At 69.0% G+C, this 26,163-nt stretch carries 23 protein-coding genes; 14 read left to right on the top strand and 9 right to left on the bottom strand.

Features of this window, described 5'->3' with window-relative positions; genetic code table 11:
- Positions 1–29 precede the first annotated feature (29 nt).
- The 6 genes from EBL85_RS07705 (at position 30) to pufA (EBL85_RS07680) (ending at position 4,741) form a co-directional block, all read left to right on the top strand.
- Positions 30–1,259 (top strand): glycoside hydrolase family 57, encoded by a 1,230-nt coding sequence (locus EBL85_RS07705; protein WP_123142584.1) that lies wholly within the window; start codon positions 30–32, stop codon positions 1,257–1,259.
- 99 nt (positions 1,260–1,358) lie between these two features.
- Positions 1,359–2,120: a hypothetical protein gene (locus EBL85_RS07700; protein WP_123142583.1), complete on the top strand. Its 762-nt coding sequence runs from the start codon at positions 1,359–1,361 to the stop codon at positions 2,118–2,120.
- A gap of 3 nt (positions 2,121–2,123) precedes the next feature.
- Positions 2,124–3,587: a glycogen synthase gene (locus EBL85_RS07695; protein ID WP_123142582.1), complete on the top strand. Its 1,464-nt coding sequence runs from the start codon at positions 2,124–2,126 to the stop codon at positions 3,585–3,587.
- Between the two features lie 376 nt (positions 3,588–3,963).
- Positions 3,964–4,308, top strand: a complete 345-nt coding sequence (pufA, locus tag EBL85_RS07690) for a light-harvesting antenna LH1, alpha subunit (RefSeq protein ID WP_123142581.1) — start codon at positions 3,964–3,966, stop codon at positions 4,306–4,308.
- An 88-nt stretch (positions 4,309–4,396) separates the two neighbouring features.
- The gene (gene pufB / locus EBL85_RS07685) at positions 4,397–4,537 is read left to right on the top strand and encodes a light-harvesting antenna LH1, beta subunit (RefSeq protein ID WP_062277812.1); all 141 of its coding nucleotides are present in this window, start codon (positions 4,397–4,399) and stop codon (positions 4,535–4,537) included.
- 48 nt (positions 4,538–4,585) lie between these two features.
- Positions 4,586–4,741 (top strand): light-harvesting antenna LH1, alpha subunit, encoded by a 156-nt coding sequence (gene pufA / locus EBL85_RS07680; protein ID WP_123140376.1) that lies wholly within the window; start codon positions 4,586–4,588, stop codon positions 4,739–4,741.
- A 94-nt stretch (positions 4,742–4,835) separates the two neighbouring features.
- On the opposite strand, the gene EBL85_RS07675 is transcribed toward pufA (EBL85_RS07680), so the two are convergent.
- The 7 genes from EBL85_RS07675 to hoxE all read right to left on the bottom strand — a co-directional run bounded on the left by EBL85_RS07675 (position 4,836) and on the right by hoxE (position 10,669).
- Complete coding sequence (locus EBL85_RS07675; protein ID WP_123142580.1) at positions 4,836–5,306, bottom strand: hydrogenase maturation protease; 471 nt, start codon at positions 5,304–5,306, stop codon at positions 4,836–4,838.
- Positions 5,294–6,730 carry a Ni/Fe hydrogenase subunit alpha gene (locus tag EBL85_RS07670; protein WP_123142579.1) on the bottom strand — a complete coding sequence of 479 codons (1,437 nt, stop codon included), beginning with the start codon at positions 6,728–6,730 and terminating at the stop codon, positions 5,294–5,296. Before EBL85_RS07670 ends, EBL85_RS07675 begins: the two co-directional genes overlap by 13 nt.
- A 28-nt stretch (positions 6,731–6,758) precedes the next feature.
- The gene (locus tag EBL85_RS07665; protein ID WP_123140373.1) at positions 6,759–7,049 is read right to left on the bottom strand and encodes a hypothetical protein; all 291 of its coding nucleotides are present in this window, start codon (positions 7,047–7,049) and stop codon (positions 6,759–6,761) included.
- A gap of 23 nt (positions 7,050–7,072) precedes the next feature.
- A complete protein-coding gene (locus tag EBL85_RS07660; protein WP_123142578.1) occupies positions 7,073–7,615 on the bottom strand; it encodes an NADP oxidoreductase in 543 nt (180 codons plus the stop codon).
- Positions 7,612–8,343, bottom strand: a complete 732-nt coding sequence (gene hoxU, locus EBL85_RS07655; RefSeq protein WP_123140371.1) for a bidirectional hydrogenase complex protein HoxU — start codon at positions 8,341–8,343, stop codon at positions 7,612–7,614. Before hoxU ends, EBL85_RS07660 begins: the two co-directional genes overlap by 4 nt.
- Positions 8,344–8,359: 16 nt before the next feature.
- Positions 8,360–9,970 carry an NADH-ubiquinone oxidoreductase-F iron-sulfur binding region domain-containing protein gene (locus EBL85_RS07650; protein ID WP_123142577.1) on the bottom strand — a complete coding sequence of 537 codons (1,611 nt, stop codon included), beginning with the start codon at positions 9,968–9,970 and terminating at the stop codon, positions 8,360–8,362.
- 156 nt (positions 9,971–10,126) lie between these two features.
- The gene (gene hoxE, locus EBL85_RS07645; RefSeq protein ID WP_123140369.1) at positions 10,127–10,669 is read right to left on the bottom strand and encodes a bidirectional hydrogenase complex protein HoxE; all 543 of its coding nucleotides are present in this window, start codon (positions 10,667–10,669) and stop codon (positions 10,127–10,129) included.
- Positions 10,670–10,837: 168 nt separating this feature from the next.
- Between hoxE and pssA the strand changes: the two genes are divergently transcribed.
- Both pssA and EBL85_RS07635 read left to right on the top strand, forming a co-directional pair.
- Entirely contained in the window at positions 10,838–11,581 is a 744-nt protein-coding gene (pssA, locus tag EBL85_RS07640) for a CDP-diacylglycerol--serine O-phosphatidyltransferase (RefSeq protein ID WP_123140368.1), read from the top strand.
- A gap of 19 nt (positions 11,582–11,600) precedes the next feature.
- Complete coding sequence (locus EBL85_RS07635) at positions 11,601–12,503, top strand: patatin-like phospholipase family protein (protein ID WP_123142576.1); 903 nt, start codon at positions 11,601–11,603, stop codon at positions 12,501–12,503.
- 16 nt (positions 12,504–12,519) lie between these two features.
- Here the strand turns inward: EBL85_RS07635 and EBL85_RS07630 are convergent, their stop codons facing one another.
- Positions 12,520–12,771, bottom strand: a complete 252-nt coding sequence (locus EBL85_RS07630) for a hypothetical protein (protein WP_223806093.1) — start codon at positions 12,769–12,771, stop codon at positions 12,520–12,522.
- A gap of 322 nt (positions 12,772–13,093) precedes the next feature.
- On the bottom strand, positions 13,094–13,558 hold the full coding sequence (locus tag EBL85_RS07625; RefSeq protein WP_123140366.1) for an Lrp/AsnC family transcriptional regulator: 465 nt from the start codon (positions 13,556–13,558) through the stop codon (positions 13,094–13,096).
- Positions 13,559–13,978: 420 nt separating this feature from the next.
- Here EBL85_RS07625 and leuA point away from each other — a divergent pair, with 420 nt between their 5' ends.
- The 6 genes from leuA to EBL85_RS07595 all read left to right on the top strand — a co-directional run bounded on the left by leuA (position 13,979) and on the right by EBL85_RS07595 (position 25,979).
- Entirely contained in the window at positions 13,979–15,646 is a 1,668-nt protein-coding gene (leuA, locus tag EBL85_RS07620; RefSeq protein ID WP_123142575.1) for a 2-isopropylmalate synthase, read from the top strand.
- A 179-nt stretch (positions 15,647–15,825) separates the two neighbouring features.
- On the top strand, positions 15,826–18,576 hold the full coding sequence (locus EBL85_RS07615; RefSeq protein WP_123142574.1) for a DUF2868 domain-containing protein: 2,751 nt from the start codon (positions 15,826–15,828) through the stop codon (positions 18,574–18,576).
- Positions 18,576–20,012, top strand: a complete 1,437-nt coding sequence (locus tag EBL85_RS07610) for a GTPase/DUF3482 domain-containing protein (RefSeq protein ID WP_123142573.1) — start codon at positions 18,576–18,578, stop codon at positions 20,010–20,012. Before EBL85_RS07615 ends, EBL85_RS07610 begins: the two co-directional genes overlap by 1 nt.
- A 96-nt stretch (positions 20,013–20,108) precedes the next feature.
- Positions 20,109–21,398 carry an adenosylmethionine--8-amino-7-oxononanoate transaminase gene (bioA, locus tag EBL85_RS07605; protein WP_123142572.1) on the top strand — a complete coding sequence of 430 codons (1,290 nt, stop codon included), beginning with the start codon at positions 20,109–20,111 and terminating at the stop codon, positions 21,396–21,398.
- Positions 21,399–21,624: 226 nt separating this feature from the next.
- Positions 21,625–22,857 (top strand): HlyD family secretion protein, encoded by a 1,233-nt coding sequence (locus EBL85_RS07600; protein WP_123140361.1) that lies wholly within the window; start codon positions 21,625–21,627, stop codon positions 22,855–22,857.
- A complete protein-coding gene (locus tag EBL85_RS07595) occupies positions 22,854–25,979 on the top strand; it encodes an efflux RND transporter permease subunit (protein ID WP_123142571.1) in 3,126 nt (1,041 codons plus the stop codon). Before EBL85_RS07600 ends, EBL85_RS07595 begins: the two co-directional genes overlap by 4 nt.
- Positions 25,980–26,163 lie beyond the last annotated feature (184 nt).

Genomic DNA, 26,163 nt, shown 5'->3' with positions numbered 1-26,163 from the left:
GGACCCGTCGACCCGCTGTTCAGATCCGGATGACCGTCACCAATATCGCCCACGCGCTCGGGCTCCACATGCATCAGCCCCCGGGCAATCTGCGCCTGCTGATCGAGGTCAGCCCGTGGGAGGCTGAGCAGATCATCCGTTGTTACGAACGGGTCGTGCGCTATGCCGAGCACTTCCGCGATGTCGCGGTGTTGCATGTCGGTTTCTCCGGGGTGCTGCTCGAGCAGCTGCTCGATCCCGAGGTGGTCGCGCGCTATCGCGCCATCGTCGACATCCCGGCGATGCTCGAGCGATATCGCCGGGCGGCCAACATCGAGCTGGTGGGGACGGGGTATTCGCATCCGATCTTCCCGTTGATCGCGCGCGCCGACTGGTCCGAGCAATTGACGCGTGGGCGGGCACTGATTGAGCGTGCCTTCGGTCGTGCGCCGCGTGGGTTCTGGCCGCCGGAGCTGGCCTTCACCATGGAGATGACCCCGGCGCTGGTGAAGGCTGGTTACGACTATGTGGTGGTCGACGGTGGCCATGTGCGCCCGGCAGATGGCATGAGCGACGTGCTGCGCCCCTATCTGGCCTGTCATGATGGCGCCTGCATCCGTGTGGTGCCGCGCGATCGCGCCCTCTCCGGCGCGCAGCAATCGGGACTGGAGCCCGATGGTTTCGAGCGCGAGGTCTGTGTCCGCGCCGCCCGCTCGCCGCGTCCCCGCGAGCCGCGTTTGCTCACCACCTGGTGCGACGGTGAGAATGGTGCCTGGCTGCGTCAGACCCAGGAGCAGGCTGGCTTCTTCGGTCATTTCTTCGCGCCGCAGATGACGCGCTGGCGCGCCGGCGAGAGCATGATCCGTCCGGTCTCGCTCGGACGCTATCTCGATGCCTTTCATCCACGTGTCCACGCGCGGGTCCAGACCGGTTGCTGGAACACCGACGCCGATGTCGGCGCCGCGCTCTCGCGCTGGACCGGTAGTCGGGCGCAGCGTGCGGCGGTGACCGAGCTGGTGCGACTGAGCGAGCGGTATTGGAGTCTGTTGCGCGAATATCGCGAGGATGACGATGATGGCCACCTGACGCGCGCCCGGCAGTTGATCCTCGAGGCCGAGACCAGCTGCTATCTGTACTGGGGCGAGTCCTGGCTGCCGTATCTGCATCAGCGCCTGGAGGCTGCTGCATCGGCCTTGGCCGAGTTCGCGGGAGAGAGCGGCTCGGCGCCGCCTCCGATATGCTGCGCGGTCGACTTGACGTCGGCCGACGCCGAGGCCTGATGGGGCTGATTTGAAGAGGAGCGCAGAGCGATCGATATCCACCAAGACTTCAGCGCGGACGAGGTCAGTGCGCGTCCCGGCGATGCCGCCGATGCGGTGATGGTCGATCCATCGCTGATGTCGTATCCGGTGTCGCTGGATTTCCCTGCGCCCCGGCGTGGCAGTGAGGTGGCCCTGTTCGAGCGCGCCGCCGGTGGTATCGGGGCGAGCTGGTGTCTCGCCTCGACCGATGTGGCACGCGCCGCCGCGCTCTTTGGTCCTGGAGGGGCGAGTCCGGTGGTGCGGTTGCTGCGTGCGGATCCGGGTGCCGGCGATCGGCTGGTGGCGGAGCGGGTGGTGCGGGCACGGGTGAGCGGTGGCGCGCATGGGCTGATGGGACTCGTGGAGAGACCGCCGAGCGGTGATTATTGCGCCGAGCTCGGGCTCTCCGACGGCGCCGAGGGCTGGGTGATGATCGCCCGCTCCGAGCCCTTCGCGCATGGACTCGGGCTCGAGGTCGATGTCGAGCGGGTGCGCCGCGGTGTCGTGGCGCGAGGCGATGTCGCCGCCTCGGTGTCGATCGCCGCGCCTGCTCCTGCCGATGCGCCGCGGCCGGAGGAGGCGCGACTGGTCGGTCAGGCCCCGCCGAGATTGGAGTACGCACAGCCCTCGCCGCGCGCCGAGGATGTCGTGGTCGAGGCGCGGTTGTGCGTCTCGGGCTGGGCGCCGCCGGGGCGCGAGATCGATCTCTTCGGTCAGCCTTATCGGGTGGGGCCCGGTGGGCGCTTCCAGTTCGAGTGTCGGGTCGAGGACCCTGAGCTGCTGCGTGCGATCCTGGCGCAGCATCCGCCAGCGCTGGCGTCGCGCACCGAGGAGGACTGAGCGATGCGCGTGGTCATGGTCGGCGCCGAGTGTGCGCCCTTTGCCAAGGTCGGTGGGCTCGGTGACTTCATCCAGGGGCTGGCGCGCGCCCTGGCCGCGACCGGTGTCGAGGTCCAGGTGCTGCTGCCCTATTATCGCGGGCTGCTGCCGGAGCCTTTCGTCTCGCGGCTCGAGCCGCTCGACGTCGCAGTATCGATCCCGCTCGACGGCGCCGCGCTCGAGTGCACCTGCTGGCGTCTGCGCGCCGAGGGACTCGACTGTGTCCTGATCGATCCGGCGGGTGACTGGTTCCGCCGCCCGCACGTCTACGGTGAGCCCGACGACGGGCTGCGCTTCGCGCTGTTCGCGCGCGCGGCCGATGCGCTGCTGCGCCGCCCCGAATGGCGGCCCGACATCATCCATTGTCACGACTGGCAGAGTGCGCTGCTACCGGCGCTGCAATGGGCCGTGACGGATGCCGGCGAGCCCCCGGTCCGGGTCTGTCTCACCCTGCACAACCTCGCCCATCAGGGGCTGATCGAGCCGGCGGTGTTGGCCCGTCTCGGGGTCGATGTCGGGACGCTGCTCGGTCCGGGGCCGCTCGACGATCCCGCCGCGCTGGGGCGGGCCAATCTGTTGCGTGGCGCCATCCACTGTGCCGACTTCGTCAATACCGTCTCGCCGCGCTATGCCTGGGAGGTCCTGCACACCGGGCAGGGCATGGGGCTGCAGGGGGTGCTGCAGGCCCATGTCGACAAGTTCGGCGGCATCCTCAACGGCATCGACGACGCGCTCTGGGATCCGCGGACCGATCCGCTGATCCCCGTCCACTATGGCCCCGACAGCCTGTCGCTCAAGGCCCGCAACGGCGAGGCGTTACGCCGGCGTCTGGGGTTGCGCGCGCGCGCCGCGCCGATCCTCGCCGTGGTCAGTCGGCTCGACGCGCAGAAGGGTGTCGAGCTGATCCTCGGCGGGATCGACAGCGCGCTCGCGCTCGGCTGTCAGGTGGTGCTGCTCGGCGCCGCACCGGATGCGGCGGTGGCCGCGCGCTTCGCCGCCAAGCGCGAGGCGCTGGCCGACTGTCCAGATGCCCATCTCGAACTCGCCTTCGACGAGGGGCTGGCCCATCTCATCTATGCCGGTGCCGACATGATCCTGGTGCCGAGCCGCTATGAGCCCTGCGGGCTGACCCAGCTGATCGCGATGCGCTACGGCACCGTCCCCCTGGTGCGTCGGGTCGGCGGTCTGGCCGATACCGTGGTCGACGCCAACCACAGCGATCGCCCGGTGGGTGAGCGCAACGGTTATCTGTTCGAGGCGCAGACGACCGAGGCGGTGCATGCCGTCCTGGGTCGCGCCGCTTGGCTGTGGCGCCATCACCCGGATCACTTCGATCGTCTCCGGGACAACGGGATGCGTGCCGATCACGGTTGGCGGCGCCCGGCGGCGCGTTATCTCGACCTCTATCGCGGGCTGCTCGGCGCGTGATCCCGATGTCTGGCGCGGCGTGCGTGCCGCGCCAGGTTCGGGACGTGAGAGATGGTTCCGGGACCTTCCTGACGTCTGTGGCTTCAGCCTCCCCGGGGAGTGGGGTGCGTCGATTTCCGGGTGTCATGGTCGTCTCGGGAAACTAGCAATTATCGAACCATGAAATGTCTTGCGAATTGAAATGAAAGCCGATTCAGCGGCTTGTCTGTCCATTAAAAACATCTGTCCAATTTTATTGACATCACAAGGCGTCAAGCTAATATGACACCTGGGATCCCCAAGGGGTTCTGAGGAATTTCAAGGTCTGGCTGATTGCCAGGCCATTCGGTTCTCGATCACCGAACTCTCAATTCGCAATCCGCCGAGGAGGAGAATCATGCAGGTATTCGACTACAAGCCGATGGAACAGGATTACCGGATCTGGTTGGTCGTCAATCCCTCAACCTGGCTGATTCCGATCCTTGCCGCGGTGCTGGTCGTCGCGCTCGCGGTCCACGTTTATGCCTTCTCGCTCCCGGATCAGGGTTGGGCGGCGCCCGAGGCGGCTGCCGCGCCCGAAGAGGTCGTGGTCGTCGAGGAGGTGATCATCGTCGAGGAGCCGGCCGCAGTCGAAGAGGCTGCGCCTGCCGCCGAAGAGGCCGCGCCGGTCGAGGACGCTGCCCCTGCCGAGGAGGCCGCACCGGCTGAAGAGGCCGCTCCGGCCATGCCCGAGACCGCTTGATCCGTCTCCGTCGTGACGGCGAGCCGTTCGTCGTCGCGGCACACCCGCCGCGGCCCCGGTCGCGGTAACCCATGACCCATCTTGGAGGATGACCCCAATGAGTCTTTCCGGACTGACCGATCAGCAGGCGAAGGAATTCCACGAGCAGTTCAAGGTGACCTACACCGCGTTCGTCGGGCTTGCTGCGCTCGCCCATCTGTTCGTCATCGCGGCCAATCCCTGGTTCTGATCTCACGCCCACCGGCGTCCCTGACCATCACTCAAAGAGAGAGTTGTCATGAGCGATATCGCAAAGCCGAAAAACCCCGATGACGATTGGAAGATCTGGCTCGTCGTCAATCCTGCCACCTGGCTGATGCCGATCCTGTTCTCCGTGCTGGTCATCGCGCTTGCGGTGCACGCGGTGGTGTTCTCGATCGGTCTGGGCTGGTAACGGCCACCGATCCGGTGTCGCCGAGCGGTCTCTGACGGCCGTCGGTGAACCAGATCAACGGGGATGCGTTCGCGCATCCCCGTTTTTCATTGGCTCATGCCTCGCTCCCGGTCTCGGTCGGCGTCTGTTCGAGCAGGCGCTCGATGTGGACCCGCACCGCCGGGATCATCCGCGCGACCTCGGGCGAGAGCCGGTAGCTGGCGTAGTCGAGCGAGGCGGCGCCGACCGAGAGCAGCCAGGCCCTCGGGCGGTGGTCATAGAGGGCCTCGCACCAGGCGAGCAGTTCGCGCGGATCGAGGAAGTGGGCCATGCTCGATCCGCCGGTGCGGCTCGGGTCGAGACGTTGACAACGGATCTCGCCGGGCGCGGTATCGAGCGCGGCGTCGAGGAAGATCACCCGGTCGCAGTCGAGCAGCTCCGGGATCAGGTCGGCGGTGAGGATATGACGGGCATGGATCCGCAGGCGCGGGTCGCTCGTCTCCGCCCCGAGTTGTTCGGCGAGCAGCGGGCCGAAGGCGTCGTCGCCGTGGATCGGGCTGCCGTAGCCGAGGATCAGGACTGGCATGTGCGCTCCAGGCGGTCGAGCAGCCGCTCGCGCTGATCGCGCAGCTCGATGACCAGTGGCATCTGACCGACGGCGTGCGAGGCGCAGGACAGACAGGGATCGTAGCAGCGGATCACCGCCTCGACCCGGTTGAGCATGCCCTCGTTCAAGCTGTTGCCGTCGACATAGGCTGCGGCGACCTGACGGATGCTCTGGTTCATCGCCAGGTTGTTGTGACCGGTGGCGATCACCAGATCGACCCAGGTGATCAGCCCCGTCTCATCGATACGGTAGTGGTGCATCAGGGTGCCGCGCGGGGCCTCGGCGACACCGATCCCTTCGTCGCGATTGCTGCGCGCGCGGGCACGCACCCGGGTGTCGAGGATCTCGGGGTGTCTGAGCAGTCGCTCCATCATCTCCAGGGCATAGATGATCTCGACCAGCCGCGCGTAGTGATAGTGGAAGCTGCTGCTCACCGGTCCGGACTCCTGCAGCATGCGGAACTCGGCGAGGGCGACGTCGGCATAGGGGGTGCCGCAGGCGTCGGCGTTGTTGAGCCGCGCCAGCGGGCCGACGCGATAGATCCCCTGCGGATAGCCGTGCGGCTTGTAGTAGGGGAACTTCATGTAGCTGAAGTCCTCGACCGCCTCGCCGATCAGCCGGGGGTATTCGTGCGGCGGCACCTGATCCTCGAGGATCCGACCCTCGGCGTCCTTCACCCGCAACAGCCCGTCGTAGTGCTCGAGCCGTCCCTCGGGGCTGACCAGGCTGAGAAACAGGGTGGGGAAGTTGCCAAAGCGCGCCGCCTCGTCGCGAAAACGCGGCAGCAGCCCCTTGTAGAGGTCGTAGGTGCGCTTGGCAATCTCCAGCCCCTCGGGGAGCAGGCCGAGGATGGCGTCGCGTTGCTCGGCGCCGAGCGGCTCGCTCACCCCGCCGGGCACCACCCAGGTCGGGTGGATCTTCTTGCCGCCCAGGGTCTCGATGATCTGCTGACCGATCTGGCGCAGCCGGATGCCGTCGCGCGCGAGTTCGGGGTGCTGGCGCATCACCCCGAAGATGTTGCGGCTGGCCGGGTCGGCGTCCCAGCCGAGCAGCAGGTCGGGCGAGGAGAGATGGAAGAAGGAGAGCGCGTGCGATTGCGCCAGCTGGGCAAGGTTCATCACCCGGCGCAGCCGCTCGGCCGCCGGCGGGATGCTCACCGAGAGCAGATGATCGCAGGCCTTGTTGGAGGCGAGCAGGTGACTGACCGGGCAGATCCCGCAGGTGCGCGCGGTGAGCGCCGGCATCTCGCGATAGGGCCGACCCTCGCAGAACTTCTCGAAGCCGCGGAACTGGGTGAGATGGAAGCGGGCGTCGGCGACCTCGCCCTGGTCGTCGAGCTGGAGGCTGATCCGGGCGTGTCCCTCGATGCGGGTGACCGGCTCGATGGTGATGGTGCGGCTCATGGTGTCCTCTTGCTCGTGGCGTGCCGGCTCAGGTGCCCGTCTCGCGCCCCTGCTCGTTGGCGAGCGCCCGGGTGGTGATCTCGTGGTAGAGATGGATCATCGAGGCAATGATGCCGCCGAGCTCGGGGTGATCGCGCCAGCGTGGCTGCAGCGACCGGGCGTCGGCGAAGACCTCCTCGAGAAAGCTCAGGTCGAAGGTGTCGAGCGCCTCGCCACGCTCGACCTTGGCCTTGATGTCGAGCGCGCGCGGCAGGCGCTGGGTGCGCAGTCGCTCGAGCAGGGCGACGATCACGCCTTGTTCGGTCTCGGGGTCGGACATGGCCGGTGGTCTCCTGGGGTTGGTCAGGCGCCGAAGCGGGTGAAGGCGCTGGGGTCGGGGTCGCGCCCCTCGAGCAGGGCGACGAGCACCTGCCAGATCGCCTCGGCACTCGGGGGGCAGCCGGGGACGAAGACGTCGACGGCGACCTCGCCGTGGATCGGCACCACGCGCTGGCGCAGCGCCGGCACCCCGCGCTCGGGCAGCTGTGGCTGCAGGGTGACGTTCTCGCGATAGGCGCGGGCGAGCACCTGCTCGAGCGGGAAGTGGTTGCGCATCGCCGGCACGTTGCCGTTGACCGCGCAGTCGCCGAGGCTCACCAGCACCCGGCAGTGCGCACGGAAGCGGCGGGCGAGCGCGAGGTCGTCGGCGTTGCTGATCGAGCCCTCGAGGATGCCGACGTCGACCCGTTCGGGCAGCACCTTGGCATCGACCAGCGGGCTGTAGACGATATCGATGCGCTCGCTGAGCTCGATCAGCCGCTGGTCCATGTCGAGCAGCGACATGTGACAGCCCGAGCAGCCGTCGAGCCAGGCGGTGGCGACCTTGAGTTTGGGGGTGGCGCTCATCGTGGATGCCTCCGGCGCGCGAGGATCGGCAGGAAGTGCTGGTCCTTGACCATCTCGCCGACCGAGGTGCCCTGCTTGACCAGCGCTCCGGTGGGACAGACCTGGACGCACTTGCCGCAGCTGGTACAGGTCTCGCTCTCGGCCCAGGGCTGAGCCATGTCGGTGATCACCCGACAGTCGCTGCCCCGACCCATCACGTCCCAGGTGTGGGCGCCCTCGATCTCGTCGCACACCCGCACGCAGCGGGTGCAGAGGATGCAGCGGTCGTGATCGACCCGGAACATCTCGTGCGAGCTGTCGACCGGGTAGGAGACGGCGCGTCTGGGCATGCGCATGTGGTCGACCCCGCAGCGTTGCGCCAGAGTCTGCAGCTCGCAGTGACCGTTGGAGACGCACACCGAGCAGACATGGGCGCGCTCGGCGAACAGCAGCTCGACCAGGGTGCGGCGGTAGCGGCGCAGCCGCTCGGTGTCGGTGTGCACCTCCATGCCCTCGACCACCCGCGTCGAGCAGGCGGCGGCCAGGCGTGGTTGGCCGACGATCTCGACCATGCACAAGCGGCACCCGCCCCAGGCCGAGAGCCCCTCGAGGTAGCAGAGGCTGGGGATCGGGATGCGGTGCTCGCGACAGACCTCGATCAGGGTCTCGTCCTCGCGGGCGGAGAGGTCCTGGTCGTCGACCCTGAAGGTGACGACACGGACCTTGGGCTGGCTGGCTGGACCTGGCATGCTCCCTCCCGTGCCTTCAGTCGACGAGTCGCGACTCGTACTCGTCGCGGAAATAGCGTAGCGTGCTCAGCACCGGATTGGGCGCGGTCTGACCGAGCCCGCACAGGCTGGTGGCCTGCACCACCTCGCACAGCTCCTCGAGCAGCGCCAGCTCGGCGCGCCCGGCCTCGGCGGCGGCGATGCGTTCGAGCAGGGCGTGCATCTGCTGGGTGCCGGTGCGACAGGGCACGCACTTGCCGCACGACTCGGTCATGCAGAACTCCATGAAGTAGCGCGCGACATCGACCATGCTCGAGCGCTCGTCCATCACGATCATCCCCCCCGACCCCATGATGGTGCCCAGGCCCTTGAGGCTGTCGTAGTCGACCGGGGTGTCGAGATGGGCGCGGGGGATGCAGCCGCCCGAGGGGCCGCCGGTCTGTACCGCCTTGACCCGACCGCCGCCGGGGATGCCGCCGCCGATGACCTCGATGATGTGCGCCAGGCGGGTGCCCATGGGCACCTCGATCAGCCCGGTGTTGACGATGGTGCCGGCGAGCGCGAAGACCTTGGTGCCCTTGGAGCCCTCGGTGCCGAGGGCGGCGAACCAGTCGCCGCCCTCGCGCACGATGGGGGCGATGTTGGCGAAGGTCTCGACGTTGTTGATCAGCGTCGGACAGCCCCACAGCCCGGCCTCGGCGGGGTAGGGCGGGCGTGGCCGTGGCTGGCCGCGCAGCCCCTGGATCGAGGCCATCAGCGCGGTCTCCTCGCCGCAGACGAAGGCGCCGGCGCCGAGACGGAGCTCGATCTCGAAGCCGAACTGGGTGTCGGCGATCTGGCTGCCGAGGAAGCCGGCGCGCTTGGCCTTGCGGATGGCGTTGGTGAGCCGCTCGACGGCCAGCGGGTACTCGGCGCGGACATAGACATAGCCCTTGCTCGCGCCGACGGCATAGCCGGCGATGGCCATGCCCTCGATCACCCGATGGGGGTCTGACTCGAGCACCGCGCGATCCATGAAGGCGCCGGGGTCGCCCTCGTCGGCGTTGCACACGACATATTTCTGCCCGCCCGGCATCTTCGCCACCGTCGACCACTTCAGTCCGGTCGGGTAGCCGCCGCCGCCGCGACCGCGCAGGCCGCTGCTGGTGACCTCGCGGAGCACCTCGGCCGGGGTCAGCTCGGTGAGCGCGCGCACCAGGGCGCTGTAGCCGCCGACGGCGATGGCGTCGTCGAGGCTGTCGGGGTCGATCCGGCCCGAGTGTTCGAGCACGATGCGATGCTGGGCGGTGAAGAAGGGCTGGTCGGTGGGGCAGTGCAGCCGCTCGATGGGCTCAGGGTTGCCGAGGTTGTCGAGGATCGCCGGGGCGTCGGTGGGGGCGACGTCGCGATAGAGGCGCGAGGCGTTCAGCGTGTCGCCGGGTGCGGCCACCGCGACCAGCGGACCGGCCGAGCACAGCCCCATGCACCCGACCCCCTTGACCCGACAGCTCTGGGTCTGCGGCTCGACCCCGGCACGCAGCGCATCGAGCACCTGGCCGGAGCCCGAGGACTGACAGCTCGCGGCCATGCACACCCGGATCTCGTGTTCGGTCTCCGCGTCGCGGGCGCGGATGGTGGCGGCCTGTTCGGCGAGGTCGTCCAGATGCATCGCTCTGTCGCGGGGAGCCCGGCTGTGGCCGGGTGGGATAGCACGGCTCGTTGGCAAGCCCCGGTCCCGCTCTCCTCTTGAGGTTGGCTATCTCGGTGGCTGACTGGTCGGTGGCGCCTGACGGTGCCCGCCGCCCCCTGTGCTGAGGCCGCCGCCTCAGGCCGGCGCGCGGGCGCGTGGTGGCGGCGCTGGTGCGGTCTTCGCGTGTTCGAGCTGATCGAGCCGTTCGAGCAGTGCTTCCGGGGCGAGCTTGCCGACGACCTCGCCGTCGACCACCGCCGCCGGGGCCAGTCCGCAGGCGCCGACACAGCGCGCGGTGAGCACCGAGAGCGCGCCGTCGGCGGTGGTCTCGCCGGGCTCGACCTGGTGGTGCGCGCGCAGCGCATCGACCAGCACGCCCGCCCCCTTGATATAGCAGGCGGTGCCGGTGCACACCACACAGGTGTGACGTCCCTTGGGCTTGAGTCGGAACAGATGATAGAAGGTGGCGACACCGAAGACCTTGCTCAACGGGACGTCGAGCGAGGCGGCGACGAACCTGAGCGCGGTCTCGTCGAGAAAGCCGAAGGCGTCCTGGACGCTGTGCAGGGTCTCGATCAGGGCGTGATCGGCATAGCCGTTGCGGCGCATGGTGGCGTTGACCAGCTTCCAGCGGGTGTCGTCACTGGGCAGCGGCGGTTTGGGTCGATGCAGGCTCATGTCCCCTCCGTCCGTCTGGCGACGGTGCGTGGATTCGAGCGCGTTCGGTGTCTGTCCCCGGATGATCGCACCCGGATGCGCGTGCCGCTCCTCGCTTTCGGACGGGGTCGGCTCCCGGCTATACTCGCGCCAGTGCAAGTCCTGCTGCGCATCCAGACAAAGGAGACTATGGACGAAACGCTCGCATCCCGCAAACGGGCCCGCGGCATCTATCTGCTGCCCAACCTGTTCACCACTGCCGCGCTGTTCGCGGGCTTCTATGCCGTGCTCTCGGCCACCCATGGGCGTTTCGAAGCCGCTGCGCTGGCGGTGCTCGCGGCCATGGTGCTCGATGGTTTCGACGGGCGCATCGCGCGACTGACCCATACCCAGACCGATTTCGGCGCCGAGTACGACAGCCTCTCGGACATGGTCGCCTTCGGCGTCGCCCCGGCGCTGGTCGCCTATCACTGGGCGCTCTCCGGGCTGGGCAAGGTCGGCTGGCTCGCCGCCTTCGTCTATACCGCCGCCGCCGCGCTGCGGCTGGCGCGTTTCAATACCCAGGTCGGGATCGCCGACAAGCGCTACTTCCAGGGGCTGGCGAGTCCGGCGGCGGCCTCGATCATCGCCACTGGTGTGTGGCTGGGCACCGACCTGGGGGTCGATGGGGCGAGTCTGTCATGGCTCGCCGCGCTGCTCACCGCCGGGGCCGGCCTGTTGATGGTGAGCAATTTCCGCTATCAGAGCTTCAAGCAGGTCAATCTGCAGGGGCGCGTGCCCTTCCTGCTCGCCGTGGTCATCATGCTCAGCTTCGCGGTGGTCTACATCAACCCGCCGCTGGTGCTGTTTGTGATGTCGGTCAGCTATGCGCTCTCGGGTCCGGCATGGACCCAGATCCGTCTGCGTCAGCGTCGCGCGCGGCGGCGCCAGTGAGCGCCCGGGGGTAACCGCGGTGTCGGGACAACTCGTCTCCCTGGTGCTCGGCAGCGGTGGCGCGCGCGGGCTGGTCCACATCGGCGTGATCGAGTGGCTGAATGCCCATGGTTATCGGATCGCCTCGATCAGCGGCGCCTCGATGGGTGCGCTGGTCGGAGGCATCCACGCCGCCGGCGAGCTCGACGCCTACAAGCATTGGGTGTGTGCGCTGCGCCGTCCCGACGTGCTGCGCTTCCTCGACTTCGCCTTCAGCGGCGACGGGCTGATCAAGGGCAACCGCATCATGGACACCCTGCGGGCGATGGTCGGTGACTTCGCCATTGAGGATCTGCCGATCGTCTTCACCGCGGTGGCCACCGACCTCGACCGCCAGCGCGAGGTGTGGATCTCGCGCGGCGCGCTGTTCGACGCCATCCGCGCCTCGATCTCGATCCCCGGTGTGTTCCGCCCGCACTGCTATCTGGGCAAGACCCTGGTCGATGGCGGATTGCTCAATCCGGTGCCGATCGCCCCGACCTTTCGCGACCTCACCGACCTGACCATCGCGGTCAACCTCAATGCCCAGCCCATCCCCGAGGCGCCACGCCCCCGGGTCGAGCGCCGGAATGATGCCGCGGCCTCGGCCACGCCCCCTGCCGAGATCGGTTACGAGCAACGGATTCGCCAGTTTCTCGACGCCATCGGACTCGATCTCGCCCGCGAGGACGAGGACAAGCTGGGGATGTTCGAGCTGATGAACCGCTCCTTCGAGACCATGCAGAACAGTATCGCCGCGGTGCAGCTGGCCGCCTATCGCCCCGACGTGGTGATCGATGTGCCGCGCGATACCTGTGCCGCGCACGAGTTCCACCGCGCCAGCGAGTTGATCGAGCTCGGCTACGCCCTCACCGAGCAGGCCGTCCGCGAGGCGCGTCGCTGAGTTCGGGGTGCTGCTCTCAGCACAGCGCCAGCATGGCCTCCTCGCGGGTGTAGAAGAGCCCGTCGCGAACGAACCCCGAGACGATCCCGGGACGGGTCTGTACCACGTTGCCGGCGGCATCGCGGCGCGCCACCCAGGTCGGCGGCAGGCCGTCGAGCACATGCACCGGCGCCGGGGAGCCGTCACGGAACCGCGACAGCACCCACTCGCCGCTGGTGCTGTCGAGATAGCCGGGGACGAAGTTGGCGGTGCGGTTGTGTTCGCTCACCCCGCGGGTTGTGGCGAAACGGACATTCTCGTCATGCAATGACAGGGCTGTCAGGCCGGCGCTGCGTCGCGAAAGCGGCTCGAGCGGCCAGGAATGGGTGCCTCTGCTCGATGTTTCGTTACACATGATATCTGCTCGTTGCGTGGATGCTGACTGGGTGGTCAGCCCGCTCGGCGCGGCTGAGCCCGGATCCGGCGCGGGGCCGCCGCTGTGATCGCGACGGCGCGCGCGCTGCCTTGCCGTTGATGCAGCACGGACCATGCCTTGTTATCGGCCTTGGCGTCCATTCGAACAGTGGAAAATGTAGGGATTTTGCGCGCGCTCAATCCACCGGCAGTTGGGTACGTTCGAACACCCGCCGCAGCACGAAGCTCGAGTGCACCCCGGAGACCCCCTCGATACGGGTGATACGCTCGATCAACAGTGCCTGATAAGCCTCCATGTCGGGGACGATCACCTTGAGCTGGTAATCGGCGTCGCGCCCGGTGATCAGCAGACACTCCAGGACCTCGGGCATCGCCGCCACCGCCCGCTCGAAGCGCTCGAAGCGCTCCGGGGTGTGGCGATCCATCGAGATGCTGATGATCACCAGCAGGTTGAGCCCGAGCGCCTGGGGCGAGACCAGGGTGCGATGGCCGGTGATGATGCCCGCGGCCTCGAGCGCGCGTACCCGACGCAGACAGGGCGAGGGTGAGAGCCCGACCCGCTCGGCGAGGTCCTGGTTGCTGATGCGTCCGTTGTCCTGTAGTTCGGCGAGGATCCGGCGGTCATAGCGATCGAGTTTCATCAAGGCTCCGCGGTTGCGTCTTCAGTTGTCTGGATGTTTTCAGAGTTGGCATTTTATTGCGCGAAACGCGCTTTTGCGGCGCGAATTCGCAATCCTCTGCCTGAGCCTCCGGCGTAGACTTACAACCGTCGGCCAACCAGCCGCCAACCACCGGCAGACGCCCACCAGGCGCGCGCCGAAACAGGCTCGATGTCCCAACCAGGACGAGAGCGGCCGAGGGTCCTTACCGGGACCAGGCACAGGAGACGACGCTCGCCATGTCTCTGCGCGACGACAGCGCGAGGTCGTCACTTCACAGGCCCTCAGGGTTGACTGCCGGGAAAGACCGGCCCCGATTCATTCGCGGGTCGTCGTCGCACGGCCCGCGTCCCGCCCCGCCGCGTGTCAGCGGCGGGGCATCCCCGCCAAGGAGTAGAGCGCATGACCCGCTTTGATCATCGCCGCTACCGGCCGTCCCCGGCGATGGCCATGCCCGACCGCCAGTGGCCGAACCGCACCGTCGAACAGGCCCCGCGCTGGGCCAGCGTCGATCTGCGCGACGGCAACCAGGCACTGCTCGAGCCGATGGATGTCGCGCACAAGCAGCGGTTGTGGCGATTGCTGGTCAAGCTCGGCTTCAAGGAGATCGAGGTCGGTTTCCCGGCCGCCAGCCAGCCCGATTACGACTTCGTGCGCTGGTTGATCGAACACGACGAGATCCCCGAGGACGTCACCGTCCAGGTGTTGGTGCAGGCGCGCGAGGCGCTGGTCGAGCGCACCTTCGCGGCGCTCGCCGGCGCACCGCGGGCGATCGTCCATGTCTACAACTCGACCTCGCCGGTACAGCGCGAGCGCGTCTTCGGTCGCGACCGCGCCGGGGTGATCGAGATCGCCCGCAACGGCGCGCGGCTGTTGCGCGAGGCCGCGGCACGTCATCCCGAGACGCGCTGGACCTTCGAGTACTCGCCGGAGAGCTTCACCGCCACCGAGCCCGACTACGCCCTGGAGGTGTGCGAGGCGGTGCTCGCCGAGTGGGCGCCGACGGTCGATCGCCCCTGCATCATCAACCTGCCGGCCACCGTCGAGGTCGCCAGCCCCAACGTCTTCGCCGATCAGGTCGAGTACATCTCCACCCGGCTCTCGCGACGCGAGGCGGTGGTGCTCTCGGTGCACCCGCACAACGACCGCGGTGGTGGCGTGGCCGCCGCCGAGTTGGCGCTGCTCGCCGGCGCCGATCGCGTCGAGGGCACCTTGTTCGGCAACGGCGAGCGCACCGGCAACGCCGATCTGCTGACCCTGGCGATGAACCTCTACAGCCAGGGCATCGATCCCGAACTCGATCTCTCCGACCCGGCCGAGATCGTCGCCGTCTGCACCGAGTGCACCGGGTTGTCGGTCCATCCGCGTCATCCCTGGTTCGGCGAGCTGGTCTATACCGCCTTCTCCGGCAGCCATCAGGACGCGATCCGCAAGTGTCTCGCCCGGCAGCGCCCCGACGCGCCCTGGGACGTCGCCTATCTGCCGATCGACCCGCAGGATCTGGGCCGTGACTACCGCGCGGTGATCCGCGTCAACAGCCAGTCGGGCAAGGGCGGGGTGGCCTTCGTGCTCGAACAGGACTACGGCTTGCGCCTGCCGCGCTGGTTGCAGGTCGAGTTCGCCCAGGTGGTGCAGCGCGAGAGCGAGCGCCACGGCGGGGCGCTCGCCGCCGCCACCCTCTACGCGCTGTTTCGCGAGCACTATCTGCGCGAACAGGGACCGGCGCGGTTGATCGGCTATCAGCTCGATCATCCCGGCCACGACCGCGTCGAGGCACGGATCGACGCCGGCGAGGGCGAGCAGCGCTGGTGCGGTGAGGGCGAGGGCACCATCGCCGCCTTCGTCGATGCCTGCGCGCGACGCTTCGACCGCAGCCTGCGGGTGCGGGATTATCAGGAGCACGCGCTCGACGGCGGCACCGAGGCCGAGGCGGTGGCCTATGTCCAACTCGAGGTCGACGGCGCCCCGGTCAGCGGCGTGGCGACCGATCGCGATACCGTGACCGCCTCGCTGCGCGCCGTGCTCCAGGCGCTCAACCGCGCCGCGCTGGCCCGGGCCGAGGCCGCCTGATCGGCGCGCCATGCCCGTCAAGGATATGACGGGCATGGCGCGCACGGGTTATGATCCGCTCCCGGTGGCGGGATCGGAGACGCTCCGCCGAGGCGGTGCATGGGGCACCCCCTGTATGGATCTCGCCGCGCAACCGACGTAGAGTAGCCGGTTGGACTACGGAGCGGCAGTCTGAGCCCATGGATCTCCGACATCACCCAAGCGAATCCCCGGCCGATCACACCCCGGACGCCGCTGCGCGCTGGGACGTCCCGGACCTGATCGACCTCGAATACTATCTCGACGCCGACGAGCGCGCGCTGCGCGACGAGCCCGCCGCCCGTCAGCGTCTCACCGAGCGCGATCGCGCGCTCTATCTCGAACACATCCAGGCGCCTCTCGACGGCGCCGAGCCCCACACCCAGGAACACCGTCGCGCCAGCCTGCGTCGCTGGCTCGCCGAGCGTCGCGCGCGCGAGCCCGCCGGCATGGGCGCGCTGCTGCCCGGCGCGGCCTTCGCCTCGGCGCAGCGACTGGGCAACCTGTTGCTCGGCGGCGCCGGCTTCCTGCTCGGCGTGGCGGTGGCCTCGGCGCTGCTCAACTACGACGGGCTGCAGCCGGTCAGCGTCACCTGGTACCTGTTCCTGCTGGTGTTCGTACAGTTCGCCCTGGTCGTCGCCCTGGTCTCGACCTGGGTGACGCGCCGGGTGCGCACCGGCGCGGCGATCGGCCAGGACCTCTCGCTGCTGACCCGTCTCATCCAGCCCCTGCTCAGCAAGGGCGCGGGCTGGTTGCAGCACCAGCGCCTGGCGCACAGCACCGAGGAGGTGCGCGAGCGCGCCCAGTCCACCCAGGGGCTGCTGCGCGCGCAGTATGCGCTCTACGGTCCGATCGCCTACCTGCCGCTGCTGATCCCGGCCCAGCTCTTCGGGGTGGCCTTCAACCTCGGGGTGATCCTCACCACGGTGATGCTCGAGTGGTTCACCGACATCGCCTTCGGCTGGGGCTCGGCGCTCGCCGTACACCCGCAGACCATCCACGACCTCGCACGGCTGATCGCCACCCCCTGGGGCTGGCTGTTCGGCGAGGGCGTCGGCTATCCGACCCTGGAGCAGATCGAGGGCTCGCGGATCTATCTCGAACAATGGGCGATGTCCTCAGTGGCCCGGCCCGACCCCGAGCACCTGCGCTCCTGGCGCTGGTTCCTGGTGCTGGCGGTGATCTCCTACGGGCTGCTGCCGCGGCTGCTGCTCTACTGGGCCTCGCGCCTGGTCCTGCGGCTGTCGCTGGAGCGGCTGCCCTTTACCCATGGCCGTACCCAGGCGCTCTATGCGCGAATGCTCAACCCCCGGCTCGACTTCACCGGGGTCGGCGGCGAGGGCGGAGCCGAGATGCACATCCCGGCGCCGGTCGCCCCCGGCGAGCGCAAGCCCAAGGATGCGGGTGAGCCGCGCGCCAAGGTGCCGCTGCACGTCGCCCGGCCCTGGCGCGATCAGGTGCAGCGGCGCGCTCCGGTGCCGCCGCAATCGACCCCGGTGGACGAGACCTCGACCTCGCCAGCCGCCATTCGGTCGGCGCCAGAGACCGCCGCTCGACCGGCGGTCCCTGCGGTCCCGACCATGCCGGTGACGCCGCCCGTCCCGAGCGCGTCACCGTCCGTGGGCGAGGTCGCGGCGGCGGATTCGACCGCCGAGACTGCGGCGGGGACGCCTGGGCCCCGAGCGACCCCGCCGGTGTCCGAGCAGGTCGCCGAGCCTCCGGTCGAGGACCGGACCTCGGCGTCCGAGCCCGTCACCGAGCCCGAGGCCGAGCCGAAGGCGGCGCCGGCGGCCGCCGAACCCGAGGGAGTGCCCGAGACCCCGCGGCCGGCGGTCGAGCCGTTCGTGGAGCCTGCGTCAGAACCGGAACCCGAGCCCGAGCCGACACCCCGACCCGAGCCAGAGCCAGAGCCAGAGCCAGAGCCGCACGCGGCATCTGAGTCGGGAGAGGGGCAGGAGAGGGTTGGCGATACCGGGGCCGAGCGTCTCATCGAGCCCGATCCGGAGGCCGCGTCGAGGACCGAGCCCGCCGAGCCGTCGGTCGCGGCGGCGTCGCAATCGTCGATCGTGTCCGACGCCGTCTCGTCGGTGGATCAGGCGCGCTCGACCGCGGCGCCCGAGGCGGATGAGCGCGAGCTCGAGGACAAGGCGCCCGAGTCCGTCGCCGAGCCGGAATCCGAGCAAGGGGTCGAGGTGACCGAGGGCGAGACCGAGCCGGAGGCGGAGAAGACGACCGCCGAGCCCGAAGGAGCGCCCGAGCCCCCGCAGACGCAGGCCGCGACGCTCGTCGAGTCGGCCGCAGAGCCCACGTCAGAAGCGGAACGCGTGTCGGAACCCGAGCCCGAGTCGACACCCCAACCTGAGCCCGAGCCCGAGCCCGAGCCCGAGCCCGAGCCCGAGCCCGAACCCGAACCCGAACCTGTGGTGCCGGTGGCCTCAGGCGCTGGGCCGCGTTTCGCCCCCGACGGCTGTCTGCTGCTGATCCATGTCGACATCGACGACGTGCTCGAGCCCGAGGATCAGCCGCGACTGGCCGCGCTGCTCGCGCAGCACACCGGGTGGCGGATCGGCGCCCGGGCGCCCTTCGGCGCCGGCAGCCAGATGACCGAGGAGGCGCTCGCCCTGGTGACCGACGGGGCCTGGGAGGCGCCGCCGGCGCGCATCGCCATCATCCAGGACGGCTCGCAGCCGCCGATCACCGAGAACCTGGTGTTCCTGCGCGAGCTGCGCGCCGCCGCCGGCACCCAGGCACAGATGCTGCTCGCGCTGGTCGGCGACCCCGAGGACGAGGACCGCCTGCCGCCGCTCAGCACCTTCGATTACACCGACTGGCAGCGCAAGATCGAGCAGATGGCCGACCCCTATCTGCGTCTCGAGATGCTGGCGCCGCAGCCGCAGGATGGAGAAGATTGATGGCGGTGAAGATCCCACGCCTGGCGATCATGGGACACCCCAACGCGGGCAAGTCCTCGGTGGTCGCCACCCTCACCGAGAACGACCGGATCGCGATCGACAAGCGCGCCGGCACCACCACCGAGTCGACCAGCTACCCGGTGATCATCGATGGCCGCACGGTGGTCGAGTTCATCGACACCCCGGGCTTCCAGAACCCCAACGCCATCCTCGAGTGGTTCCAGGCCAACGAGTCGGTGGGCGATCTGGCGCGCGCCTTCGTCGACACCCATCAGCGCGACCCGCTGTTCGCCCACGACTGCGCCCTGCTGCAGCCGGTGGCCGAGGGCGCGGGCATCATCCTGGTGGTCGACGGCTCCAAGCGCATCAAGGAGAAGGACCGGGTCGAGATCGAGCTGCTGCGTCTCACCGGCCGTCCGCGCATGGCGATCCTCAACAACCTCACCAACCAGGATCGCCACATGGCGCAGTGGCAGGACGCGCTGAGCAAGGCGTTCAACTCGGTGCGCGAGTTCAATGCCCACCGCGCCACCTACAGCGAGCGCATCAAGCTGCTCGAGGCGCTCAAGAGCATCGATCAGCGCTGGGAGGAACGCGTCGAGGAGGCGATCGACGCCTTCGCCTGCGACTGGGAGCGGCGCACCGACCAGGCGGTCAACACCATCCTGCAGTTGCTCAAGGATGCGCTCTCCTATCGCGTGACCCGTACCGTGAAGAACGGCAAGCTGGTGTTCAAGACCGGGCGCGAGCGTATCCGCGACGAGGTCGCCGCCGAGTTCGAGCAGGGGCTGCGCCAGCTCGAACTCGACGCCCAGGAGCATGTCCGCGCCAACTTCCGCCATCATGTCTGGAACCTGCCGCCGGACTCCATCCTCAACCAGGATCTGTTCTCCGACGAGGTCGGTCAGGCACTGGGGCTGTCGCGGCGTCAACTGGCGATGGTCGGGGTCGCCGCCGGCGCCGCCTCCGGGGCCACCGTCGATCTCGCCGCCGCCGGTCACTCGCTCGGCGCCGGGGCGCTGATCGGCGCCTTCACCGGCGGCGTGCTCGGACTGGTCGGCGGCAAGGCGCTGGCCAAGCTCGATATCGAGCGCGCCCCCGGCACCCAGCGCTTCACCATGGGGCCGGTCTCCGACCCGCGCTTCCCCTTCGTGCTGCTCGATCGCATCGTGCTCTACAGCGCGCGGGCGATGAACTGGGCGCATGGTCGTCAGGCCGCCGACGAGGAGGCGGCGAACAAGGTCCCCGAGCGCGTCGCGGTGCGCCGTGGCTTCTCCGAGGAGCTCACCCAGTCGCAGCAGCGTGAGCTCGCGCGCTTCTTCCAGGCCGCGCGCCGCGGTCGCGACTGCGACCGCGAGGCGGCCTGTCGCGAGATCATCAAGGAGATCCTCTCCGGCGTCGCCACCAGTCGGATCGACAGCCGCGCCGACATGTAGCCGACATGTCATGGCTTCATCCCGTCCGCGAGCAGGGCCGCGCGCGGGCGGTGTGTCCTTCATCCCATCCAAGGCGGCCCGTGCGATCGACCAACCATGCAAGCCAACGACATCCTCGCCATCGATCAGGCCCATGCCTGGCACCCCTATACCTCCACCCGCGATCGCGACCCGGTCTATCCGGTGCGCGCCGCGCGCGGCTGCCGCATCGAGCTGAGCGACGGGCGCGAGCTGATCGACGGCATGTCCTCCTGGTGGTGCGCGATCCACGGCTACAACCACCCGGTGCTCAACCAAGCCGCGCGCGATCAGCTCGAGCGCATGGCGCACGTGATGTTCGGCGGACTCACCCACGAGCCGGCGGCGCAGCTCGTCGAGCGGCTGGTGGCGATCACCCCGGAGCCGCTGCAACACGTCTTCCTCTGCGATTCGGGCTCGGTCTCGGTGGAGGTGGCGATCAAGATGGCGCTGCAGTTCTGGCAGGCCGCCGGTCGCCCCGAGCGCCATCGCCTGATGACCATCCGTCGCGGTTATCACGGCGATACCTTCAACGCCATGTCGGTGTGCGATCCGGTCACCGGGATGCACCACCTGTTCAGCGCCACCCTGCCGCAGCAGGTCTTCGCCCCGGCGCCCGAGTGTCGCTACGGCGAGCCCTGCGCGCCGGCGGCGATCGCCGAGTTCGCCACGCTGATCGAGCGCCACCAGCACGAGCTGGCCGCGGTGATCCTCGAACCCATCGTCCAGGGCGCCGGCGGCATGCGCTTCTACAGCGCCGACTACCTGGCGCAGGTGCGAGCGCTGTGCGATCGCTTCGAGGTGCTGCTGATCGCCGACGAGATCGCCACCGGCTTCGGGCGCACCGGGCGGCTGTTTGCCTGCGAGCACGCCGGCATCGCCCCGGACATCATGACCGTCGGCAAGGCACTGACCGGCGGCTACATGACGCTCGCCGCCACCCTCGCCAGCACACGCGTGGCCGATACCATCTCCGGGGCCGAGCCCGGCGCCTTCATGCACGGACCGACCTTCATGGGCAATCCGCTTGCCTGCGCGGTGGCCAACGCCAGCCTCGGGCTGCTGCTCGAGGACGACTGGCAGGGCCGGGTGGCGGCCATCGCCGCCGGGCTCGAGCGTGGTCTGGCGCCGGCGCGCGCGCTGCCCGGGGTGGCCGAGGTGCGGGTGCTGGGCGCGATCGGTGTGGTCGAGATGACCGAACCGGTGGCGATGCGCGAGATCCAGCGTCGCTTCGTCGAGCGTGGCGTCTGGGTCCGTCCGTTCGGTCGGCTGATCTATCTGATGCCCCCCTTCGTGATCACGCCCGAGGAGCTCGAGGCGCTCTGCGCCGCGGTGGTTGCCGTGGTCGCCGACTCGGCCGCGGACTGATCTCGCTGCCGTCCTGGCGTTGTTTCCGCCCACCGCTGCCCTGATCTGGTGGCGGTGGCGGTAATCGTGGAAACAAATGGCATCCACCACATTTGCCGTAGCAGGGTGGCCTGCGCCTCGGCACAATGCCCCTCCCGGGGGTGAGACCGCCCGCCGGCCTGGTCATCGTCGCCCCGGGCGCCGATGACGGCGCATCCAACCCCAGCTCAATCGACCAAGGGACACCGTGAATCGTCTGCTCAAGTTGTTGCTGCCCGTCCTGATCCTCGCCGTCGGTTTCGGTGTCTTCCAGTATCTCAAGCAAACCCGCCCCGATCGCCCGGTCACCGAGACCCGCGAGCGGGTCTGGCGGGTGGCGCTGGAGCCGCTCGAACCGCGTGCGCTGGCGCCGATGCTCGAACTCTACGGCCAGGTCGAGAACCCCGACCTGCTGCGCGCGGCGGCCTCGGCCTCGGCGCGGGTGGCGCGGGTGCTGGTGCGCGAGGGTGAGCGGGTGGTGCCCGGCCAGCTGCTGCTCGAACTCGATCCGCGCGATCTGGTGCCGGCGCTCGCCCGCACCGGCGCCCAGGTCGCCGAGCTCGAGGCCCAGCTCGAGAGCGAACGCAACGGTCAGGAGAGCGATCAGGCGGCGCTCGAACAGGAGCGCCGCCTGCTCGAACTCTCCGAGGACGCGGTGGCGCGCGCCAAGAGCCTCACCCGCCGTCAGGTCGGCTCGCAGAACGACCTCGACATCGCCGAACAGGACCTGGCCCGTCAGCGTCTGGCGGTGAGCGAACGCAGCATGCGCATCGCCGACTACCCGGCGCGCCGGCGCGCCCTCGAGGCGCGGTTGCAACAGGCCCGTGCCGAGTACGAGGAGGCGCGACTGGCGTTCGCCCGCTCGCGCGTGGTCGCGCCTTACGCCGGGGTGGTCAGCGCGGTGGAGGTCGCTGTGGGCGATCAGGTCAAGACCGACGAGGTGCTGCTCTCGCTCTATCCGCTCGCCGGGCTCGAGGTGCGCGCCCGCATCCCCGCGCCCTATCAGGCCGAGCTTGCCGCCGCGCTGCGCAACGCCGGCTCCTTGCCGGCCTCGGCGCTGGTCGATGGCGGTCGTGTCGGGCTGGTGCTCGAGCGGCTCGCCGGCGAGGCCGATCCGAGCGGCATCGACGGGCTCTTCACCCTCACCGAAGGGGCCGAGTGGTTACGTATTGGTCAGATGCTCACGCTGCGCCTGGAGCGTCCGTTGCGCGAGTCGGTGGTGGCGGTGCCCTTCGCCGCGGTCTACGGCGGCAACCGGGTCTATACCTTCGTCGACGGGCGGATGCGCGCGGTCGCGGTGCGCACCCTGGGGAGCTGGTTCGCGCCCGATGGCGAGGAACGGCTGCTGGTCGCGGCGCCCGAACTCGTCTCCGGTGACCAGCTGGTGGTCACCCACATGCCCAACGCCGTCGACGGGCTGCGGGTGGAGGCGCATCAGTGAGCCGGGCGCGTCGGGCAACGGGACATCGCAGCGACCTGATCGGGCTGTTTGCACACCACAAGGTCGCGGCCAACCTGCTGATGGTGATGATGATCCTCAGCGGCATCTTCGCCCTCGATCGGCTCAACATCCAGTTCTTCCCCAACTTCGATCTCGACATCGTCAGCGTCCGGGTGGTGTGGACCGGGGCCAGTGCCGAGGACGTCGAGGATGGCATCACCAACCCGCTCGAGCAGCGTCTGCGTAGCGTCGACGGACTCAGTGACCTGACCTCGACCTCCTCGCAGGGGATCTCGGCGATCACCCTGGAGTTCGACGAGGACACCGACCCGCTGCTCGCGCTCGATCAGGTCAGGCGGCTGGTCGACAACTTCCGCAACCTGCCGCAGGACGCCGAGAAGCCCGAGGTGGCGCTCGCCACCCGCTACGAGACCGTGGCGCGGCTGCTGGTGAGTGGCCCGGATCGCCCCGAGGAGCTGCGTCATCTGGTGCGCCGCTTCGAGTCCGAGCTGCTCGATCGCGGGATCGACAAGGTCGACATCCGCGGGTTGCCGGAGGAGGAGATCAGCATCTCGGTCGACCACCAGCGTCTCGAGCAGCTCGGCCTGAGCCTGGGGCAGATCGGCGATCGGGTGGCCGCCTTCAGCCGCGATCTGCCGGCCGGTCAGGTCGGTCGCGCCGAGGCCGCGCGCGAGCTGCGCAGCCTCGACAAGCGGCGCGATCCGCTGGAGTTCGCCGACCTGCCGGTGGTGACCGAGGAGGTGCTGCAGATCGATCTCGGCGATGTCTCCGAGATCGAGCGGGTGCCGCGCGACGGTCAGCTGCTGCTCACCGTCGATGGCCGTCCGGCGGTGGAGATGGTGCTGCAGCGCGCCGAGCTCGGCAATTCGCTGGAGGCGGCGCGGGTGCTCGACCAGTGGCTCGCCGACACCCGCCCGACGCTCTCGCCCGGGGTCGAGCTGGTGGTCTACGACGCCGCCTGGCAGTTGATCCGCGACCGCATCATGCTGTTGGTGAGCAACGGCGCCGGGGGCTTGATCCTGGTGGTGGCCATCCTCTTCCTGTTTCTCAGCGGACGGGTGGCCTTCTGGGTCGCCTGGGGCATCCCGGTCTCCTTCATGGCGACCCTGTTCATCCTCTATCTCGCCGGCGGCAGCATCAACATGATGAGCCTGTTCGCGCTGATCATGGCGCTCGGCATCATCGTCGACGATGCCATCGTCGTCGGCGAGGACGCCCAGGCCCATCACCAGATGGGCGAGGATCCGCTGCTCGCCGCCGAGGGCGGGGTGCGGCGGATGCTCGCCCCGGTGCTCGCCTCGTCGTTGACCACCATCGCCGCCTTCCTGCCGCTGATGCTCGTTGGCGGGATCATCGGCAACATCCTCGGTGCCATCCCGCTGGTGGTGGTGGCGGTGATCCTCTCCTCGCTGCTCGAGAGCATGCTGGTGCTGCCCGGGCACCTGCGCGGGGCCTTCGTCCACGCCCATCGCACCCAGCCGGGGTCGTTGCGCGCGCGTCTCGACCGCGGCTTCGAGCGGCTGCGCGACGAGTTCTTCCGCCCGCTGGTGACGCACGCCGTGGAGCACCGCTTCGCCACCATCAGCGCGGCGGTGGCGCTGTTGATGATCGCCGTCGGCCTGCTCGCCGGGGGGCGCATGACCTTCGTCTTCTTCCCCACGCCCGAGAGTCAGATCATCAATGCCAATGTGACCTTCGTCGCCGGCACGCCGCGCGCGCGCGTCGATGACTTCCTCGAACATCTCGACCACACCCTGCGCGAGACCGAGGCGAGCTTCGATCAGGGGCGGCTGGTCAACCTGGCCATCGCGCTGCACGGCAGCAAGCCCGAGAGCGCCGGCTCGACCGCCGATCAGCTCGGCGGGCTGCGCGTCGAGCTCACCCCGACCGATGCGCGCACGGTGCGCAACGCCGAGTTCATCCGCGCCTGGCGCGCGCGCATCGAGCAGCCGCCGGGGCTGGAGTCCTTCACCATCACCTCGCGCCGGGCCGGACCGCCGGGGCGTGATCTCACGGTGCGGCTCAACGGTGCCGAGGCCGAGACCCTCAAGGAGGCCGCGCTGGCGCTCTCCGAGGCGCTCAAGGGCATGCCCGGGGTCGGTGAGGTGGAGGACGACATGGCCTATGGGCGCGAGCAGATCATCTATCGGCTCTCGCCGGCGGGCGAGGCGCTGGGGCTGACCGTCGAGGACCTGGGGCGCCAGCTGCGCAACGCCTTCGACGGCCAGCTGGTACAGATCTTCCAGGACGGCGCCGACGAGGTCGAGGTGCGGGTGCGGTTGCCGCGCGCCGAGCGCGACCAGCTCGGCGCGCTCTATCGCTTCAACGTGCGTCTGCCCGACGGTTCGGCGGTGCCGCTGAGCGCGGTGGCCGAGTGGGATTCGCGCCGTGGCTTCGAGATCCTGCGTCATGCCGGCGGCAAGCTCGCCGTCGAGGTCTCGGCCGATGTCGACTCCGAGGTCAGCGAGGTCGGCGCGGTGCTCGAGTCGCTCGCTGCCGGGCCCTTGCCCGAGCTGCAGCGTCTCCACGGTATCAGCTACTCGTTCGAGGGACGCTCGGCCGATCAGCGCGAGACCCTGGGGGACATGCGCAAGGGCCTGCTGCTCGGGCTGATCCTGATCTATATCATCCTCGCCTGGGTGTTCGCCTCCTACGGCTGGCCGCTGGTGGTGATGGCCGCCATCCCCTTCGGTCTGACCGGGGCGCTGTTCGGGCACTGGTTGATCGACATCGACGTCACCATCCTGTCGCTGTTCGGCATGTTCGGCCTCTCCGGGATCGTGATCAACGATTCGATCATCCTGGTGAAGTTCTATCAGCAGTTGATCGACCAGGGGCTGGGGCGCCAGGACGCCCTGGTCGAGGCTGCCTGTCAGCGTCTGCGCGCGGTGTTGCTGACCAGTCTGACCACGGTCGCCGGGCTGATGCCACTGCTCTTCGAGACCTCGGTTCAGGCCCAGTTCCTGATCCCGATGGCGACCTCGATCGCCTTCGGTCTGGCCTTCGCGACCCTGTTGGTGTTGCTGGTGATCCCGGCGCTGCTGTCGGTGCACGAGAGCATCCATGCCCGGTTGCAGGCGCTGCGCGTGCGGCCCGCCTGAGCACGCTGCGTTTGCCAAGGACGAGGCCAGGGCAGTAGGCTTCGGCCATCATCCCCGTGACGCCGGTTGCGGCGTGACTGGGGATTCGGGGTGAAGCGGTCTGGTGATGCGAAGGGATCGAACCATGCAGCAGTGTTGCGGTTGGATGCCGGCCGAGCAACGGCCGGTGGCGGAGATTCAGGGA

The sequence above is a fragment of the Marichromatium sp. AB32 genome (assembly GCF_003718675.1).
GTDB classification, from domain to species: domain Bacteria; phylum Pseudomonadota; class Gammaproteobacteria; order Chromatiales; family Chromatiaceae; genus Marichromatium; species Marichromatium gracile.
The sequence above is the reverse complement of the archived record's forward strand: the minus strand, read 5'-3'. Positions and strand labels throughout refer to the sequence as shown.

Coding starts and splice junctions, on each gene's coding strand:
- EBL85_RS07705 (WP_123142584.1), top strand. CDS start 30: ATGACCGTCACCAATATCGCCCACGCGCTCGGGCTCCACATGCATCAG.
- EBL85_RS07700 (WP_123142583.1), top strand. CDS start 1,359: ATGGTCGATCCATCGCTGATGTCGTATCCGGTGTCGCTGGATTTCCCT.
- EBL85_RS07695 (WP_123142582.1), top strand. CDS start 2,124: ATGCGCGTGGTCATGGTCGGCGCCGAGTGTGCGCCCTTTGCCAAGGTC.
- pufA (WP_123142581.1), top strand. CDS start 3,964: ATGCAGGTATTCGACTACAAGCCGATGGAACAGGATTACCGGATCTGG.
- pufB (WP_062277812.1), top strand. CDS start 4,397: ATGACCCCAATGAGTCTTTCCGGACTGACCGATCAGCAGGCGAAGGAA.
- pufA (WP_123140376.1), top strand. CDS start 4,586: ATGAGCGATATCGCAAAGCCGAAAAACCCCGATGACGATTGGAAGATC.
- EBL85_RS07675 (WP_123142580.1), bottom strand. CDS start 5,306: ATGCCAGTCCTGATCCTCGGCTACGGCAGCCCGATCCACGGCGACGAC.
- EBL85_RS07670 (WP_123142579.1), bottom strand. CDS start 6,730: ATGAGCCGCACCATCACCATCGAGCCGGTCACCCGCATCGAGGGACAC.
- EBL85_RS07665 (WP_123140373.1), bottom strand. CDS start 7,049: ATGTCCGACCCCGAGACCGAACAAGGCGTGATCGTCGCCCTGCTCGAG.
- EBL85_RS07660 (WP_123142578.1), bottom strand. CDS start 7,615: ATGAGCGCCACCCCCAAACTCAAGGTCGCCACCGCCTGGCTCGACGGC.
- hoxU (WP_123140371.1), bottom strand. CDS start 8,343: ATGCCAGGTCCAGCCAGCCAGCCCAAGGTCCGTGTCGTCACCTTCAGG.
- EBL85_RS07650 (WP_123142577.1), bottom strand. CDS start 9,970: ATGCATCTGGACGACCTCGCCGAACAGGCCGCCACCATCCGCGCCCGC.
- hoxE (WP_123140369.1), bottom strand. CDS start 10,669: ATGAGCCTGCATCGACCCAAACCGCCGCTGCCCAGTGACGACACCCGC.
- pssA (WP_123140368.1), top strand. CDS start 10,838: ATGGACGAAACGCTCGCATCCCGCAAACGGGCCCGCGGCATCTATCTG.
- EBL85_RS07625 (WP_123140366.1), bottom strand. CDS start 13,558: ATGAAACTCGATCGCTATGACCGCCGGATCCTCGCCGAACTACAGGAC.
- leuA (WP_123142575.1), top strand. CDS start 13,979: ATGACCCGCTTTGATCATCGCCGCTACCGGCCGTCCCCGGCGATGGCC.
- EBL85_RS07615 (WP_123142574.1), top strand. CDS start 15,826: ATGGATCTCCGACATCACCCAAGCGAATCCCCGGCCGATCACACCCCG.
- EBL85_RS07610 (WP_123142573.1), top strand. CDS start 18,576: ATGGCGGTGAAGATCCCACGCCTGGCGATCATGGGACACCCCAACGCG.
- bioA (WP_123142572.1), top strand. CDS start 20,109: ATGCAAGCCAACGACATCCTCGCCATCGATCAGGCCCATGCCTGGCAC.